We start from the raw sequence: 14,134 nt of genomic DNA, 5'->3' as shown, positions 1-14,134 counted from the left end.
CCTAGTGCCGTGAAAGTGGCACGCTGGGTTCTGAATGGGAGGTGGGGAAAGTGATTTCCCCATCGACCCCTAATAATGGCGACAAGACCGCCTAGAAATCAAATGGCGGCAAGCAGAATGGGGGGAGGTCCAGTTTGGAGACTGCTTATCGGGAAATCTGGAAACTTGGCAAAAGTGCGTTTGTGAGGAGTTGACTCCGGCAATGCCAGCGGATGAGGAAGCAAAGGGAACCTGGCGGAGGGTCCGCAAAAGGCGATCGCAACGGTTCTATCAGGTTCAAGATGCCACGCTTGAACCCATCAACAGCGATCGCCCAGGTTCCTCGGGGTGTAGTTTAGAACTGACTCAACTGGCGATCGCCGATCAACCCTGGTGGAGTCTCGCCCTAGAAGCGTATGGCCCCCCAGACACCCTGATTCACACCCTCAAAGCAACCGCAACGGTCCTCAGCGCCTCTTATCCCCCGGAATTTCCCCTAACCCCTGCTGCATCCTTTGCCTATCCCCATTGGTTGCAACAAGTTGTTCAGGGAAAAGGGGAGAGTTGAAGCAGAAGAAACGACTTCAATCATGACTACAAACCCCTATCTCCCCATCCTCCCCATCTCCCCAATCCCCCCCATCTCCCAATCTCCCAAATCCCCCATCTCCCCCGTTTCGCGTAATATCGACCCAATTAATTCGGGAATCCCGATCTCTACTCTGGACAGGGCTTAATTAGAATAAAAAGGTGACAATAATAGGGAAAAATAGTATGCAACCCAATAATCCGAATCAGTTTACAGAAAAAGCGTGGGCGGCGATCGCCCAGACACCGGACCTTGCCAAACAAGCGCAACATCAGCAAATCGAAAGTGAACACCTGATGAAAGCGTTACTCGAACAAGAAGGACTCTCCAGCAGCATTCTGAATAAAGCGGGAGTCAACGTCCAACAAATGCGCGATCGCACGGAACAATTTATCAATCGGCAACCCAAAGTGAGTGGGAGTAGTTCCGTCTATCTTGGACGAACCGTGGATACCCTCCTTGATCGCGCTGATGCCTATCGGAAAGAGTATGCCGATGAATATATTTCCGTAGAACATTTATTACTCGGATTTGCCAAAGATGACCGCTTTGGTAAAGGGCTCTTCCAAGAATTAAAACTCACCGAACAAAAACTCAAAGAAACCATCTCCCAAGTTAGAGGCAGTCAAAAAGTGACCGATCAAAATCCCGAAGGCAAATATCAATCCCTAGAAAAATATGGACGCGATCTCACCCAAGCAGCGCGAGAAGGTAAACTTGACCCGGTAATCGGTCGAGATGACGAAATTCGGCGGACCATCCAGATTCTCTCTCGTCGCACAAAGAATAATCCGGTGTTGATTGGGGAACCGGGGGTGGGTAAAACTGCGATCGCCGAAGGACTCGCCCAACGCATTATCGCCGGAGATGTCCCCCAATCCTTGAAAGACCGCCAATTAATTACCCTCGATATGGGGTCATTAATTGCCGGTGCCAAATATCGCGGGGAATTTGAAGAACGCCTGAAAGCAGTCCTCAAAGAAGTCACCGAATCCGGTGGGAATATTATCCTATTTATCGATGAAATTCATACCGTCGTCGGGGCCGGTGCTACCCAAGGCGCAATGGATGCCGGAAACCTGCTCAAACCCATGTTAGCACGGGGAGAACTGCGTTGTATCGGTGCAACCACTTTGGATGAGTATCGCAAATATATCGAAAAAGATGCGGCATTAGAACGGCGATTCCAGCAAGTGTATATCGATCAACCCAGTGTGGCCGATAGTATCTCGATTTTGCGCGGACTCAAAGAACGGTATGAAGTGCATCACGGAGTAAAAATCTCCGATAGTGCATTAGTTGCGGCAGCGACTTTATCCAACCGTTATATCAGCGATCGCTTCCTCCCGGATAAGGCGATCGACCTCGTAGATGAAGCAGCAGCAAAACTGAAAATGGAGATTACCTCCAAACCCGAAGAACTAGACGAAATTGACCGCAAAATTCTCCAGTTAGAAATGGAACGGTTGTCCCTCAAAAATGAAAGTGACATCGCTTCTCAGGACCGACTGGAACGGCTAGAGAAAGAACTCAGCAACCTCAAAGAACAACAACATACCCTGAATGCTCAATGGCAGTCTGAAAAAGACGTAATTGCTCAAATTCAGAGTATTAAAGAAGAAATCGATCGCGTCAACATTGAAATTCAACAAGCGGAACGCAACTATGACCTCAACCGCGCCGCTGAATTGAAATATGGCAACCTCACGAATTTGCAAAAGCAACTGGAACAGGCAGAATCCAATTTAGCCGCAAATCAAACTAGCGGTCAAACCTTACTCCGGGAAGAAGTAACCGAAGCGGATATTGCCGAAATCATCTCCAAATGGACCGGAATTCCCATTAGTAAATTAGTGGAATCCGAGATGCAAAAATTGCTGCAACTCGAAGACGAACTGCACAAGCGGGTCATCGGACAAGAGGAAGCAGTCACCGCCGTTGCCGATGCCATTCAGCGATCGCGCGCCGGATTATCTGACCCAAATCGCCCGGTTGCCAGCTTTATCTTCCTCGGACCCACAGGGGTAGGTAAAACTGAACTTGCCAAAGCACTCGCCTCCTATCTGTTCGACACCGAAGAATCAATGGTGCGAATTGATATGTCAGAATACATGGAGAAACACGCCGTTTCCCGGTTAGTCGGTGCACCTCCAGGATATGTCGGATATGAAGAAGGGGGACAACTTTCCGAAGCAATTCGCCGTCGTCCTTACTCGGTAATTCTATTCGATGAAATCGAGAAAGCGCACCCGGATGTGTTCAATATCATGCTCCAAATTCTTGATGATGGTCGAGTGACCGATGCACAAGGACATACCGTAGACTTTAAAAATTCCGTCATCATTATGACCAGTAATGTCGGGTCACAATTTATCTTAGATGTCTCCGGGGAAGACGAACAGTACGAAGAAATGCGGGGTCGGGTGATGGATGCGATGCGGAGTAATTTCCGTCCGGAATTCCTGAACCGAATTGATGAGATGATTATCTTCCATTCCTTGAAGAAAGAGCAATTGCGGCAGATTGTACAGTTGCAAGTGGAACGAGTCATCGAACGCCTGCGCGATCGCAAGATGTCATTGAAATTGTCCGATAGTGCAGTGAATTTCTTAGCGGAAGTGGGATATGACCCCGTTTATGGCGCACGTCCACTAAAACGTTCCATCCAGCGTGAGTTAGAAACGCAAATTGCTAAATCTATCTTACGCGGTGATTTTACCAATGGGGATACGATTTTCGTGGATGTGGAAAATGAGCGATTAGCGTTTAAGCGGTTAGCATCTGATTTGTTAGTTCAATCGGATTTGTAAAGTCTTGCGGGGGTTTTAAACCTCCGCCTGTAGGGGCGATGCGCAAATCGTCCCTACAGGCGGGGAATTTTAGGGAATGAGTTAGGAGGAATATCTTAAATGAGTGTTAAATTAGTTTCGCATAAATTTACCGTTGATGATTATAGTAAAATGGCAGAAATGGGGGTTTTGAAAGAGGGCGATCACGTTGAATTAATTCGAGGAGAAATCATTGAAATGTCACCCATTGGAACTCGTCACGCCGCTTGTGTCAGACGCTTACAGTTATTATTATCCGAAAAATTAAGGAAACGAGCATTGTGCGACACCCAAAACCCCATCCAACTCGGCAACAACTCCCAACCCCAACCCGATGTAACCTTGCTGCAACCCCGGGATGATTTCTATGCCACCCAACATCCACACCCGGCGGATATTTTTCTATTAGTCGAAGTTGCCGATACCACCTTAGAAGGCGATCGCAGCATAAAAATCCCCCTCTATGCCGAACATCACATCCCCGAAGTGTGGTTAGTCAACCTCCCCGAAAACTGCCTAGAAGTCTACCGCCAACCCACTGCCACCGGGTATCAAATTATCAATCAATTCTATCCCGGAGACACTCTATCCTTACAAACCTTTCCAGACATTAATATCAAAGTTAATGAAATTTTAGGGTAGTCCGGGGCGAGTCAGGTGGTGGATTTTAGGGGATAATTATCGTCCCAGAGAGAGGATTTAGCCGTAAAAAGCCCGGGTTCTGAACTTGATAAACCCCGGCAAACCCTGAGAGATCGGGTTGTTACCATAACACCACGCATCTTTACAAAAATTGAGTTAAGAAACGCGCTTTTTGAGGTAAAATAGCCACTGATACCAAATCAGGCTATCAAAGATGTATTTTATTGAGCAGCCTGCGTAGGCAGGCTTTGTCCGTATAGCCCCACCCTAAAGGGTGCGGGTTTTTGCTCAAAATTTTGCCGTTCCTAGATTGAAGGAGAACAGCACATGGTTTCATCTAAATTATTAGAAATTGTTCGCGATATCCGCAACTTATCTCTTTCCGAACAACAGTGGCTTTTGGAGAACTTGGTCAACCAAATTAAAAGTAAAGCACAACAGCCTAGCAAATTTAATGATAGCGCCTTTTTAAAATCTCAACTGCAAGAAATGGCCCAAGACCCAGAAGTTCAAGCAGAAATTGCCGCTATCGATGAAGAGTTTGCCATTGCCGAACTTGATGGGTTATAAACTTGATGGCAATTCAAAGAGGAGAAATTTATTTTGTCAATCTCAACCCGATTCAGGGGAAAGAACAGGCGGGAAAACGACCCGTCTTAGTTTTATCCATCAATGCGGTGAATGAACTGCCCCTAGTGGTTACAGTAGTTGTGGGGACAAAAGGCGAAAATATTCGCCGAGATTTCCCAACCAATGTCAGAGTCTTACCCGAAGACAGTGGACTTCCCTTAGAAACCGTATTTCTATGTTTTCAAATTCGTTCTCTTGACCAAACTCGATTTCCAGACCAAGCAGCAGGACGATTATCTTCTGAGAAAATGTTAGAAATTGAAGAAGCAGTGCGCTATTGTTTGGGGTTATAATAGCGAAATCATAGAATTCCAGTTTACCATCGGTTCCTGAGACAAACGGGATTATAATAACCACCATCCCCCTACTGTATCCCCGGCCATGAACAAACAAGGCATCCAAACCTATCTCAATCGGATTCAACAATTCCTCACCTGTCCCAGCGGCGAGGAAACCTAAATCCTCAACCAGTCTATCAATTATAGAAGTTATTCATAATGGAAAGTATTGACATTAACCAAGCCTTGACTAAACTCCCTGAACTCTTGGAAAAGGCTTTTGCCGGAGAAGAGATTCTGATTACTAAAAACAATCAGCAACAGATTAAAATTTCCCCCTGCCCCCTTCCTAGCCAACGTCCCCCTTTATTTGGCTGCGATCGAGGCAAAATTGCCCTATCGGATGACTTCGATGAACCCTTAGATGATTTTCAGGAGTATATGTAATGCGTTTACTCCTGGATACTCATACTTTGCTGTGGTTTTTCATGGGAGACCCTAAATTGAGCGATAAAGCTCGCCTGTTGATAGAAGACAATCAAAATCAAAATTGATTAGTGTAGCCAGCGTGTGGGAAATGGCGATTAAACAAAGTCAAAATAAATTAACCCTAGAAAATCTCGCCGCTGATTATATTGCGGATAAAATTCAATGGGCTGATTTTGACCTGTTGTCGATTAATCTGAGGCATTTGAGGTTACTCTCTAATCTCCCCTTTCATCATCGAGATCCATTTGATAGACTATTAATTGCCCAAGCCATCCAAGAAAATATCCCTATCTTGAGTAAAGATATAGCTTTCGATGCCTATCCAGTTCAACGAATTTGGAATTAAAGCACTACCCAAAGAAACCGGGTTTCTACACAAATTTTTGCCTCCTATCCCAGGGTTAATTTAGAAACCCGATTTCTCCCCATAATTGGTGGCTAATTCGCCCAACTTTTTAAAATAAGTCCGGGTTTTAACCCAGACTGGACCACAGCCCTAATCGCAGTTTTTTGGGGATTTTGAGCAACAGTCATTTTAATAGCAAAGAGTCATGATAACGGTTAGACCGGCAGCATAGCTGCATTGGCATCTGGAGATACTGGCTCAAAATGTAACACCATAATTTGCTCCCGACGTAAACCAACAGATTCATAAGTTTGACCTGTGCGAGAGTCGGTAAATTCCACTTCAAACGCGGCACCATCTGCCAAAATTTCTACCACAGTTCCAACTTGCCCTTGCCATAAATTGTATTGAGGAATGTCAACAGTAAGAGCGACTATATCTAATAACTTAATTTGGTTGAGTTTCATCAATTTTACCTCTAATTAGGATAATGGGTAACAGGTCGTTAACTTAGGGATATTGGAACCAGCCTCTATAATTCAACCACTGCGAAGGGTGGCCTTTTTGTCCTACCATTCCATTGTAAAATCAAGAGTGTAACGTTGACCAAAGTCATCGAGTCTGCCGAGTTGTGCTTCTTGAGTGTTAACAACCTCTAGCAAAATTTGGCGTAAGGCTTCTGCATCATCGGCACTCATCCCCAGAATAGACAAAAACAGCCGCGCCTTGTGCTTGCCATCATTATGTTCTAGGTTAAGGCAGTAGTCCCGGAGTTTACGAATATCGACCACTGCGTTCTCAGAGTAGGGAATGAGCATTAGGTGAAAAGGTTCAACCAGTACCCCTGAAGTTTATCTCAAAATCCAGTCAGTTAGGTTGGGTTACAATAACAACCATCTCCCTACTGTATCCCGGGTCATGAACGAACAGCGCCTCCAAGCCTATCACAACCTGATTCAACAACTCCTCGCCTGTCCAGATGGCGAGAAACCGCAAATCCTCAACCAGGCGATCAAATTAGTAGATGAGGGATTTGTGCAGGTATGCGAACAGGTGGCGCAACAGTTGCGGCAGGCAGGGGAAGAGAATCAAGATCAGTTTCTGCGGAGTCTGGCGCAACAGTTAGGGGAATCTCTCAACCGGCAACCCTCTGGAGGTGGGGGTGAATCCAAGGAAACCCCAGATCATGCTACAGCGGAAGACTATCTCACGTTTTTAATACAGGTATTGAAAGCGACTGAAGATAGTCAAGGCAATCCCTCATTAGTGTATCCCCTGCTGCAACAGAACCTAGATAAATTGGATTTGAACTTGGCCCAGATCTTGCAAACATGGAATAATCATAGACTAGCTAATATAGATCCTAAAAAAGCACATGATGCTGCCGTAAATATTGGAATATTTAGTACATTAATGACCCAATTTCCGGAGGGCAATACGGCGATGAATATAGAAATTGCTATTGTTGGACACCAAGTTGCCCTGAGTGTATTTAGCAATACTCTGCGTAATCCATATAATTGGGCTCTTACCCAAATATCGTTGGCTAATGCCTACCAAACTCGTATTAAAGAAGAGCAAGCCGAGAACTTGGAGCAAGCGATCGCCTGTTATGAACAAGCATTACAAATTTATACCTATGAGACGTTTCCTGAAAAGTGGGCAGATACGCAAAACAATTTAGGGGGGGCTTATCGTTCTAGAATACGAGGAAATAGAGAAGATAACATTGAATGCGCTATTAAGTATTTTAAAGCAGCCTTAAAAGTTCGTAAGCGATCTAAAAATCCATATAACTGGGCAATGACTCAGCATAACATTGGAGAAACTTACCGAAATCACACAAAAGGCGGTTTAAAGAAAAATATTGAGCGTGCAATTCATCATCTAAAGTTATCGTTGACAGTGAGAATTTTAACAAAATATCCGCAAGAATGGGCTATGACAAAAAATAGTTTAGGAGAAGCCTACCGAAATAGAGTTTGTGGAAATCATGTAGATAATTTAAAGCGGGCGATAGCCTGCTTTGACGATTCTTTAAAAGTTTATAAACAAGATAAATTTCCTGACTTTTGGGCGACAGCTCTCAACAACATGGGCTGTACAATTTGCGCTTCAGATTTGAACCATGATAATAATGAGAAAATTAGTGAAGGAATTAGATGTTTTGAGTTGGCCTTGAAAGTTAGAACTCGTACTTCATTACCTCACGATCATACCCAGACCTTATTTAATTTAGGACTTGCCTATCGCAACAGTTACCAATTAGAAAATGCCTACAAGACCTTTGCGTCGGCGATTGATACCGTAGAAGAGATTCGCAGTGGCATCATGATTGGGGGTGAGGCAGACAAACAGAAATTAGCGGAAGAATGGCAGGAACTCTATCAAGTCATGGTCGAAGTTTGTCTAGAATTAGAGAATTCCTCGGCGGCTTTGGAATATGCGGAACGCAGCAAAGCCAGAAACTTAGTGGAATTGATGGCAGCTACCCGCCTCAAACCGCCAGGGGTTTCCGCAGAAGTGTGGGAACGTTACGATGCTTTATCCCAACAGTGTTGGAATCTCCAGCAGCAGCGGGATAGCAGCACATTTTCCCCACTCTCAAAGACTGAAATAACTCAACAACTCATCAAATTACGCCAAGACATTGATACGTTAGTCGAAGAGGAAATCACCGCGCATGACCCGAAATTCCGATTCGGGCAACAAGTACAATCTATCCCCTACCGGGAAATTCAAGCCCTCGTGGATGATAACACTGTTATGGTGGAGTGGTATTCTACAAGGAAAGGCATCCATGCCTTTATCGTCACTCGTCAGGGTGAGCCTATTTTTGTCTCTACCGATAAAGATGCCTGGAATAGGTTGGGACAGTTGACAAATGAGTATTTAAAAGCTTATTACACAAATAATAAGCAGTGGCAGAAGCAGTTACCCTTCTACTTACAGCGGTTGGCAGCGATTTTGGAACTGGATCAACTGCTTTCTCGTATTCCTTCCCACTGTCAGGAGTTAATCTTAGTTCCCTATCGCTTTCTGCATTTATTTCCTCTCCATGCTTTACCCGTTTCTGAGACTGAATATCTCAGCGATAAATTTCCCCAAGGGATTCGCTATGCCCCCAGTAGTCAGATTTTGCAGTTATCTTTATCACAAGATAGTACCCCTCTAGGAAAAGAGGGAGAAGAGAAATCTTTGTTTGCGATCCAAAACCCGACGGGAGATTTATACTATACCAATATCGAAGTCGAAGCAATTCAAACTCAATTTAATCCCTTGACTGTCTTAAAAGGAGATGCTGCCAGCAAAACTGGGTTTAACCAAGCGGCAACCCAATTAAAAGATGCCGCTTTCGTCCACTTCTCCTGTCACGGGTCTTTTGACTTTGCCAATCCACGCAATTCGGGACTGATTTTTGCCGATGCCAAACTGCCGGAAACTGCGGCTACGGAAACAGCGACTCCCCGGATTCGTTCTCAAGGCGGTGAGTTTGACGCTATCGAATGCCTGACTCTGCCAGAAATCTTTAACCTGCGCTTCCGGCAATGTCGTCTCGTCACCCTCTCTGCTTGCGAAACAGGTATTACGGATATTCGCACCAGTAGCGATGAATATATCAGCATTCTTGCCGGATTTTTCTTTGCCGGTTCGCGGAATGTTCTCGGGACATTATGGGCGGTGAATGATTTATCCACGGCGATTTTTATGATTCGCTTTTACGAAACTCTCCTGGGGGAAAATCAGCCTCCGGTGGCGTTGGCAGTGAAGCAAACTCAGGAGTGGATGCGGCAAGTCACGGTAGACAAGTTGTTGGAGTGGATTGCGGGTTGTCCGTTGATTGGGGAGGAACGGCGTCAGGAAATGGATGATGAGTTGACGGGATGGTACAGTCTCACGGAAATTCCCTTCCAGTCTCCCTATTATTGGTCGGCATTTTGCTCGGTTGGACAGTAGAAAAACTGGGTTAGCACAAGTCAGGAGGCAGCTATAATTTAGGTGGAAAAAGTCTGGAAGTCACCGTTATGTCATCAGCATCCGTCAAAGATTTAGTGCAGATAGTAGCCGCTTTGCCCAGGGAATTACAAGAACAAGTGCTGGAGTATTTGCGAGAATATGTTGCCGATTTACAGGATGAACAGCAGTGGGAGGCGTCCTTTCATCAAACCCAATCCGCATTAGTAGCAGCAGCGCGACGGGCTAAACAGGACCGGGCGATGGGAAAGTCTAAGCCGATGGATTTTGAGCGATTTTTTTGCTAAAATAGATAAATTTATAGCTATTCGTGGAGGAAACGAAAACCATGACGAATCCCGAAGAAACCTTAACTGCATTTCTGAAGGTTTTGGAAACGAAACCCGATTTATTTCAAACATCCGATGTTCAGATAGCTTTAGACCAGCTCAACCAATCCCTTACCCAATCCCCTGATGCACCAATTTCAAACATTTCTAACTGGATTAAAGACTGGTGCAAGCAATATCCGACTATCCGAGATGAAGTCCGCGCTGCTACTCGAAAAGTTAAAGCACAAAATAATATACCTACCCAGGAAAATCGCCAAATTCTGACTAACTTACCCGTTCACCCGATCGCAGATACCTTGCAAGACCGACTGCCCAAAATCGGCCACTCTAATCAATCAGAAGCGGTAGGCAAGGACAAAAGTTAAATTCATGGAAAGTTTACCCGATAGTTGGCCGGAAATCCAGAAGGAATAAAAACTATGGTTACCTTAAAAAATCATCCAGGTTGGCAGGATTTATCTGAAATTTTTACCCATTTTGATGCCCAGTCTTTGGTTCTTGAGCATCTGGAATTGTCCGATTATAAAATAGCGGGGTATTGGGATGAATCGGACCAATTTTATGAAACAATCACCTTGCCTCGTCCTCTTTCCCCTGAATTAGTCACCCGCGCGATCGCCTTTCACGGGGACAAACGCCGGATCCAACTAAAATTTGTTCTCAATTTAGCTGAAATCTCCCCAGAAACCATCTCCCCTAACCCGCGTATCGGTGAACTGATGCTAATTTATGATGAAAATCTGGAATTTATCGATGAAAATTGGCAGATTGATATTCACTCTCCATTCATCAATGCCAACCCCTCTGTTTAACCTTTGACTGAAGCACAAAGGCACTCACCCCTCCCAGCAATTCCCATGAATCCCCAACCCACTCCAGCAAGCGATCGCATTTTTGCCCCCAATGTCTATCTCTGCGCCTACTCCCTCCGCGATGAACGCATCCAGGGGGACAATTATCCACTGTGGCACTATTGTGATGTGATTTTAAATCAGTTTACCCCAGAAAAACTGACCCCCCATCTGGATTTTAGCCAGACGGACAATGGCCCTTCTCGCCAGATTCTCTTGCCGAATCAGTCTGATATCCCCTTCACCCTCACCGACTCCCCAGAGATTGAAGGATATGTCCAACCGTGGCAAATCCATGATAGCTATGCTGTGTTGTTGAATGTCGGTTATGACGATGAAAATCCATCCCTCCCCGAGGTGGCAGTCAATCACCTGAAAACCTTTACCCCGCACATTCCCTTACTCCTGCCAAAGTATCCTCAATTTCTCGGGCAAACTCTCATCCTGACTGCCTATTTAACGCCTGAACTGAAACAACAATATCGGCAATCTTTAGACCATTTAGTGCATTGCTGTTACCAAAGTTTAATCAGTCCAAATTCCCCGCCTATCTCCCGCCAAGGGGAGTTATTCGGTAGCCCAATTTTTGAATATGGAAAAATCAGCGACCCCGATGAGTCTCCCCATGTGCTTATCTGGCTATTTCGCGATAAAGAAACCGATCGCCTCCTGCAAACTTGCTTTTATTCTATCTTTGACTTGTTGTTCTACCGCAGCAAAATTATTCGCGCCTTTCATGACAGTCGCCACACTTACGGGGAATTGACTACCTATTATCGCGAATTGGATCCGTTCCTTGATAGGCTGCAAGATAAGCTGGATACTGCTAACCCTGATGCCAAGGATGACGCTTATTTAGATGATTTTAAAGCCCAGTTAAAGCACTTATCCAGTGATACTCTACAATACAGCCGCCTACTGGGAAAGATGAAAGATTTTACCAATACAATTGAGATAAATCTTTACAACTATAAGGAGAGAATTGAGGAGATTTGTGCTAAACTAGGAATCGACAAGGAAGAACTATCATTTTTGAAGCACTTCGGTGAAGAAACGGCCCCGCATTTGCGGACGCAAATTAAGGCAGATTTAGGCTATTTTGAACAGGGGACGAAGTTGATGGACCAGGCGATCGCCTCCATTCGAGGGATTGTAGAAATCGACCAAGCGAAGCGCGATCGCCTGCGGTTAGAACAGGAAAAACAGCGCGATCGCAACCTAGAAACCCTGATTTATGTCATCAGCGCCGGATTAGCCGGTGCCGGGATTGCCGCATCCAGTTCCGGCTATCTCACTGCTGGAAGTGAGACAGGGGAGATGACCATTCAATGGATGCCCGATTTTAATCAACCCCTCCATCCCTTTACCAAAGTTTTGGGGATTAGCATTGCGATCGGGTTTTTACTGGGATTCGTTGTTTGGTTGATTAGACAAGGAATACAATTAGTTGTAGAAAAAGGTAAGGGTTGCCATCAATCCCAGAATAAAAGATGACAGAGGAGGAGGCAGAACCCGAGAACCAGGATAACTCTCCTCACCCTTGATTTGCGACCCCCAAGAATGGTAAAAATAACCTCGCCCTGCCTTAAGCAAGTATCGTGAATCAGTTTCTCAAAGGATGCAATCTCTATCTCGTCGGGATGATGGGGTCTGGAAAAACCACCGTTGCCCAAATTCTGGCCCCTCAACTGGAGTATCGTTATTTTGATACCGATCGCCTGATTGAACAGGTGGCGGGTCAGTCTATCCCGGAAATTTTTGCCGAAAGTGGCGAGGCGGCGTTTCGGGAACTGGAAACCAAGGTGTTGAGCGAATTGTGCGCCTATACCCGTCTGGTTGTCGCTACGGGGGGAGGGATTATCCTGAATCGGCAAAACTGGAGTTATTTGCAACATGGGGTGGTGGTGTGGTTGGATGTTCCTGTGGAGCAACTTTATCAGCGCTTGGAAGGGGATACCACCCGGCCATTGTTAAGAGACCCTGACCCAATGGCTAAACTGCGATCGCTCCTTGACCAACGCCAATCTCTCTACTCCCAAGCCGATGTGCGCGTGATTGTCGGTCCGGAAGATACCCCGGAACAAATCGCTACAGGAGTTTTAGGGGAAATTGCCAAAATCCTCAAACACCGAGTTAATCAAAACTAAATCCCCCCCTTCCTGAAGCAACTCGCTGGATTACCCCCACCCAAATTTTTTGGATGATTCTCAGGGTTGAAAAATTGCCATAAGCTAGGAGTGTCCTATTTTCAGGGAATACCTATGCTGACCGAGAAAGAACTCAGCCAACAAGAAACTGAAGCAATGCGGGTGAAGGTGCTTAGTGAAGCCCTCCCCTATATCCAGCAATTTGCTGGACGCACCATTGTAGTTAAATATGGGGGTGCAGCGATGAAAGATAGTACCCTCAAAGACCAAGTAATGAGGGATTTGGTGTTTTTGGCCTGTGTGGGGGTCCGGCCTGTGTTGGTCCACGGAGGCGGTCCGGAAATTAATAGCTGGTTGGACAAACTCGGCATCGAACCTCAATTTAAAAATGGTCTGCGGGTCACTGATGCGCCGACAATGGATGTGGTCGAGATGGTGTTAGTAGGCCGGGTGAATAAGGAAATTGTCGCCCTGATTAATCAAGCGGGGGGTTCTGCTGTCGGGTTGTGCGGGAAGGATGGGAATTTAATCACCGCACGTCCTCAAGGGGATGAAGGAATTGGGTTTGTCGGGGAAGTGAGTTCGGTGAATACCAAAATTTTAGAAGCCTTAGTCAAATCCGGGTATATTCCCGTAGTCTCCAGTGTGGCGGCGGATGAGGCGGGTCAATCGTATAATATTAATGCGGATACGATCGCTGGAGAACTGGCTGCGGCTTTGGGTGCGGAAAAATTAATCTTAATGACGGACACTGCTGGAATTTTACAAGACCCTAAAGACCCTTCTACCCTGCTGGCGCAACTGGATATTCAACAAGCGCGGGAACTGATGAAAACCGGGGTAGTTTCCGGGGGGATGATTCCCAAGGTGACCTGTTGTGTGAGGAGTTTGGCCCAAGGCGTAAAAGCGGCTCACATTATTGATGGTCGGATTCCTCACTCTTTATTGCTGGAAATTTTGACCGATACGGGAATTGGTTCAATGATTGTGGCTTCGGGATATCAGCGGTAAAGTTCAGAAGCGATTTTTCATTATATCAGGATTGCCG

Annotated in this window: 16 protein-coding genes; 14 read left to right on the top strand and 2 right to left on the bottom strand. The window is 45.6% G+C overall.

All coding sequences use genetic code 11. The features are described 5' to 3' along the window. The first annotated feature begins 202 nt into the window (after nt 1–202). The 7 genes from NG796_RS23065 (at nt 203) to NG796_RS23035 (ending at nt 5,781) form a co-directional block, all read left to right on the top strand. Complete coding sequence (locus NG796_RS23065) at nt 203–547, top strand: hypothetical protein (protein ID WP_261209512.1); 345 nt, start codon at nt 203–205, stop codon at nt 545–547. Between the two features lie 206 nt (nt 548–753). Then, the gene (gene clpB, locus NG796_RS23060) at nt 754–3,378 is read left to right on the top strand and encodes an ATP-dependent chaperone ClpB (protein ID WP_261209511.1); all 2,625 of its coding nucleotides are present in this window, start codon (nt 754–756) and stop codon (nt 3,376–3,378) included. A gap of 99 nt (nt 3,379–3,477) precedes the next feature. Further along, nucleotides 3,478–4,038: a Uma2 family endonuclease gene (locus NG796_RS23055; RefSeq protein WP_261209510.1), complete on the top strand. Its 561-nt coding sequence runs from the start codon at nt 3,478–3,480 to the stop codon at nt 4,036–4,038. Nucleotides 4,039–4,365: 327 nt separating this feature from the next. Then, nucleotides 4,366–4,608 carry a hypothetical protein gene (locus NG796_RS23050; protein ID WP_261209509.1) on the top strand — a complete coding sequence of 81 codons (243 nt, stop codon included), beginning with the start codon at nt 4,366–4,368 and terminating at the stop codon, nt 4,606–4,608. A gap of 5 nt (nt 4,609–4,613) precedes the next feature. Next, the gene (locus tag NG796_RS23045; protein ID WP_261209508.1) at nt 4,614–4,961 is read left to right on the top strand and encodes a type II toxin-antitoxin system PemK/MazF family toxin; all 348 of its coding nucleotides are present in this window, start codon (nt 4,614–4,616) and stop codon (nt 4,959–4,961) included. 204 nt (nt 4,962–5,165) lie between these two features. Next, complete coding sequence (locus NG796_RS23040) at nt 5,166–5,393, top strand: type II toxin-antitoxin system Phd/YefM family antitoxin (protein ID WP_261209507.1); 228 nt, start codon at nt 5,166–5,168, stop codon at nt 5,391–5,393. 130 nt (nt 5,394–5,523) lie between these two features. Beyond that, nucleotides 5,524–5,781, top strand: coding sequence for a type II toxin-antitoxin system VapC family toxin (locus NG796_RS23035; protein ID WP_261209506.1), 258 nt, complete (start codon nt 5,524–5,526; stop codon nt 5,779–5,781). A 215-nt stretch (nt 5,782–5,996) separates the two neighbouring features. Here the strand turns inward: NG796_RS23035 and NG796_RS23030 are convergent, their stop codons facing one another. Further along, nucleotides 5,997–6,248, bottom strand: a complete 252-nt coding sequence (locus NG796_RS23030) for a DUF4926 domain-containing protein (RefSeq protein WP_261209505.1) — start codon at nt 6,246–6,248, stop codon at nt 5,997–5,999. 102 nt (nt 6,249–6,350) lie between these two features. Beyond that, nucleotides 6,351–6,572, bottom strand: coding sequence for a DUF6883 domain-containing protein (locus NG796_RS23025; protein ID WP_261209504.1), 222 nt, complete (start codon nt 6,570–6,572; stop codon nt 6,351–6,353). A 127-nt stretch (nt 6,573–6,699) separates the two neighbouring features. On the opposite strand from NG796_RS23025, the gene NG796_RS23020 reads away from it, so the two are divergent. The 7 genes from NG796_RS23020 (at nt 6,700) to argB (ending at nt 14,097) form a co-directional block, all read left to right on the top strand. Then, nucleotides 6,700–9,738, top strand: a complete 3,039-nt coding sequence (locus NG796_RS23020) for a CHAT domain-containing protein (RefSeq protein WP_261209503.1) — start codon at nt 6,700–6,702, stop codon at nt 9,736–9,738. 68 nt (nt 9,739–9,806) lie between these two features. Next, entirely contained in the window at nt 9,807–10,043 is a 237-nt protein-coding gene (locus NG796_RS23015) for a hypothetical protein (RefSeq protein WP_261209502.1), read from the top strand. A 41-nt stretch (nt 10,044–10,084) separates the two neighbouring features. Beyond that, nucleotides 10,085–10,453, top strand: a complete 369-nt coding sequence (locus NG796_RS23010; RefSeq protein ID WP_261209501.1) for a hypothetical protein — start codon at nt 10,085–10,087, stop codon at nt 10,451–10,453. 54 nt (nt 10,454–10,507) lie between these two features. Further along, the gene (locus NG796_RS23005; RefSeq protein ID WP_261209499.1) at nt 10,508–10,900 is read left to right on the top strand and encodes a hypothetical protein; all 393 of its coding nucleotides are present in this window, start codon (nt 10,508–10,510) and stop codon (nt 10,898–10,900) included. Between the two features lie 45 nt (nt 10,901–10,945). Then, nucleotides 10,946–12,433 (top strand): hypothetical protein, encoded by a 1,488-nt coding sequence (locus tag NG796_RS23000; protein WP_261209497.1) that lies wholly within the window; start codon nt 10,946–10,948, stop codon nt 12,431–12,433. Nucleotides 12,434–12,537: 104 nt separating this feature from the next. Further along, a complete protein-coding gene (locus NG796_RS22995; RefSeq protein ID WP_261209495.1) occupies nt 12,538–13,086 on the top strand; it encodes a shikimate kinase in 549 nt (182 codons plus the stop codon). 114 nt (nt 13,087–13,200) lie between these two features. Continuing rightward, nucleotides 13,201–14,097 (top strand): acetylglutamate kinase, encoded by an 897-nt coding sequence (gene argB, locus NG796_RS22990; RefSeq protein WP_261209493.1) that lies wholly within the window; start codon nt 13,201–13,203, stop codon nt 14,095–14,097. Nucleotides 14,098–14,134 lie beyond the last annotated feature (37 nt).

It is taken from the genome of Laspinema sp. D2d (assembly GCF_025370755.1).
Lineage (GTDB): Bacteria > Cyanobacteriota > Cyanobacteriia > Cyanobacteriales > Laspinemataceae > Laspinema.
This window is presented reverse-complemented; position numbering and strand designations above follow the sequence as displayed.

Bases quoted from the DNA above. Each gene is read 5' to 3' on its own strand.
- NG796_RS23040 (WP_261209507.1), top strand. From the start codon at position 5,166: ATGGAAAGTATTGACATTAACCAAGCCTTGACTAAACTCCCTGAACTC.
- NG796_RS23010 (WP_261209501.1), top strand. From the start codon at position 10,085: ATGACGAATCCCGAAGAAACCTTAACTGCATTTCTGAAGGTTTTGGAA.
- NG796_RS23045 (WP_261209508.1), top strand. From the start codon at position 4,614: ATGGCAATTCAAAGAGGAGAAATTTATTTTGTCAATCTCAACCCGATT.
- NG796_RS23005 (WP_261209499.1), top strand. From the start codon at position 10,508: ATGGTTACCTTAAAAAATCATCCAGGTTGGCAGGATTTATCTGAAATT.
- argB (WP_261209493.1), top strand. From the start codon at position 13,201: ATGCTGACCGAGAAAGAACTCAGCCAACAAGAAACTGAAGCAATGCGG.
- NG796_RS23055 (WP_261209510.1), top strand. From the start codon at position 3,478: ATGAGTGTTAAATTAGTTTCGCATAAATTTACCGTTGATGATTATAGT.
- NG796_RS23030 (WP_261209505.1), bottom strand. From the start codon at position 6,248: ATGAAACTCAACCAAATTAAGTTATTAGATATAGTCGCTCTTACTGTT.
- NG796_RS23020 (WP_261209503.1), top strand. From the start codon at position 6,700: ATGAACGAACAGCGCCTCCAAGCCTATCACAACCTGATTCAACAACTC.
- NG796_RS23050 (WP_261209509.1), top strand. From the start codon at position 4,366: ATGGTTTCATCTAAATTATTAGAAATTGTTCGCGATATCCGCAACTTA.
- NG796_RS23000 (WP_261209497.1), top strand. From the start codon at position 10,946: ATGAATCCCCAACCCACTCCAGCAAGCGATCGCATTTTTGCCCCCAAT.
- NG796_RS23015 (WP_261209502.1), top strand. From the start codon at position 9,807: ATGTCATCAGCATCCGTCAAAGATTTAGTGCAGATAGTAGCCGCTTTG.
- clpB (WP_261209511.1), top strand. From the start codon at position 754: ATGCAACCCAATAATCCGAATCAGTTTACAGAAAAAGCGTGGGCGGCG.
- NG796_RS23035 (WP_261209506.1), top strand. From the start codon at position 5,524: ATGGCGATTAAACAAAGTCAAAATAAATTAACCCTAGAAAATCTCGCC.
- NG796_RS23065 (WP_261209512.1), top strand. From the start codon at position 203: ATGCCAGCGGATGAGGAAGCAAAGGGAACCTGGCGGAGGGTCCGCAAA.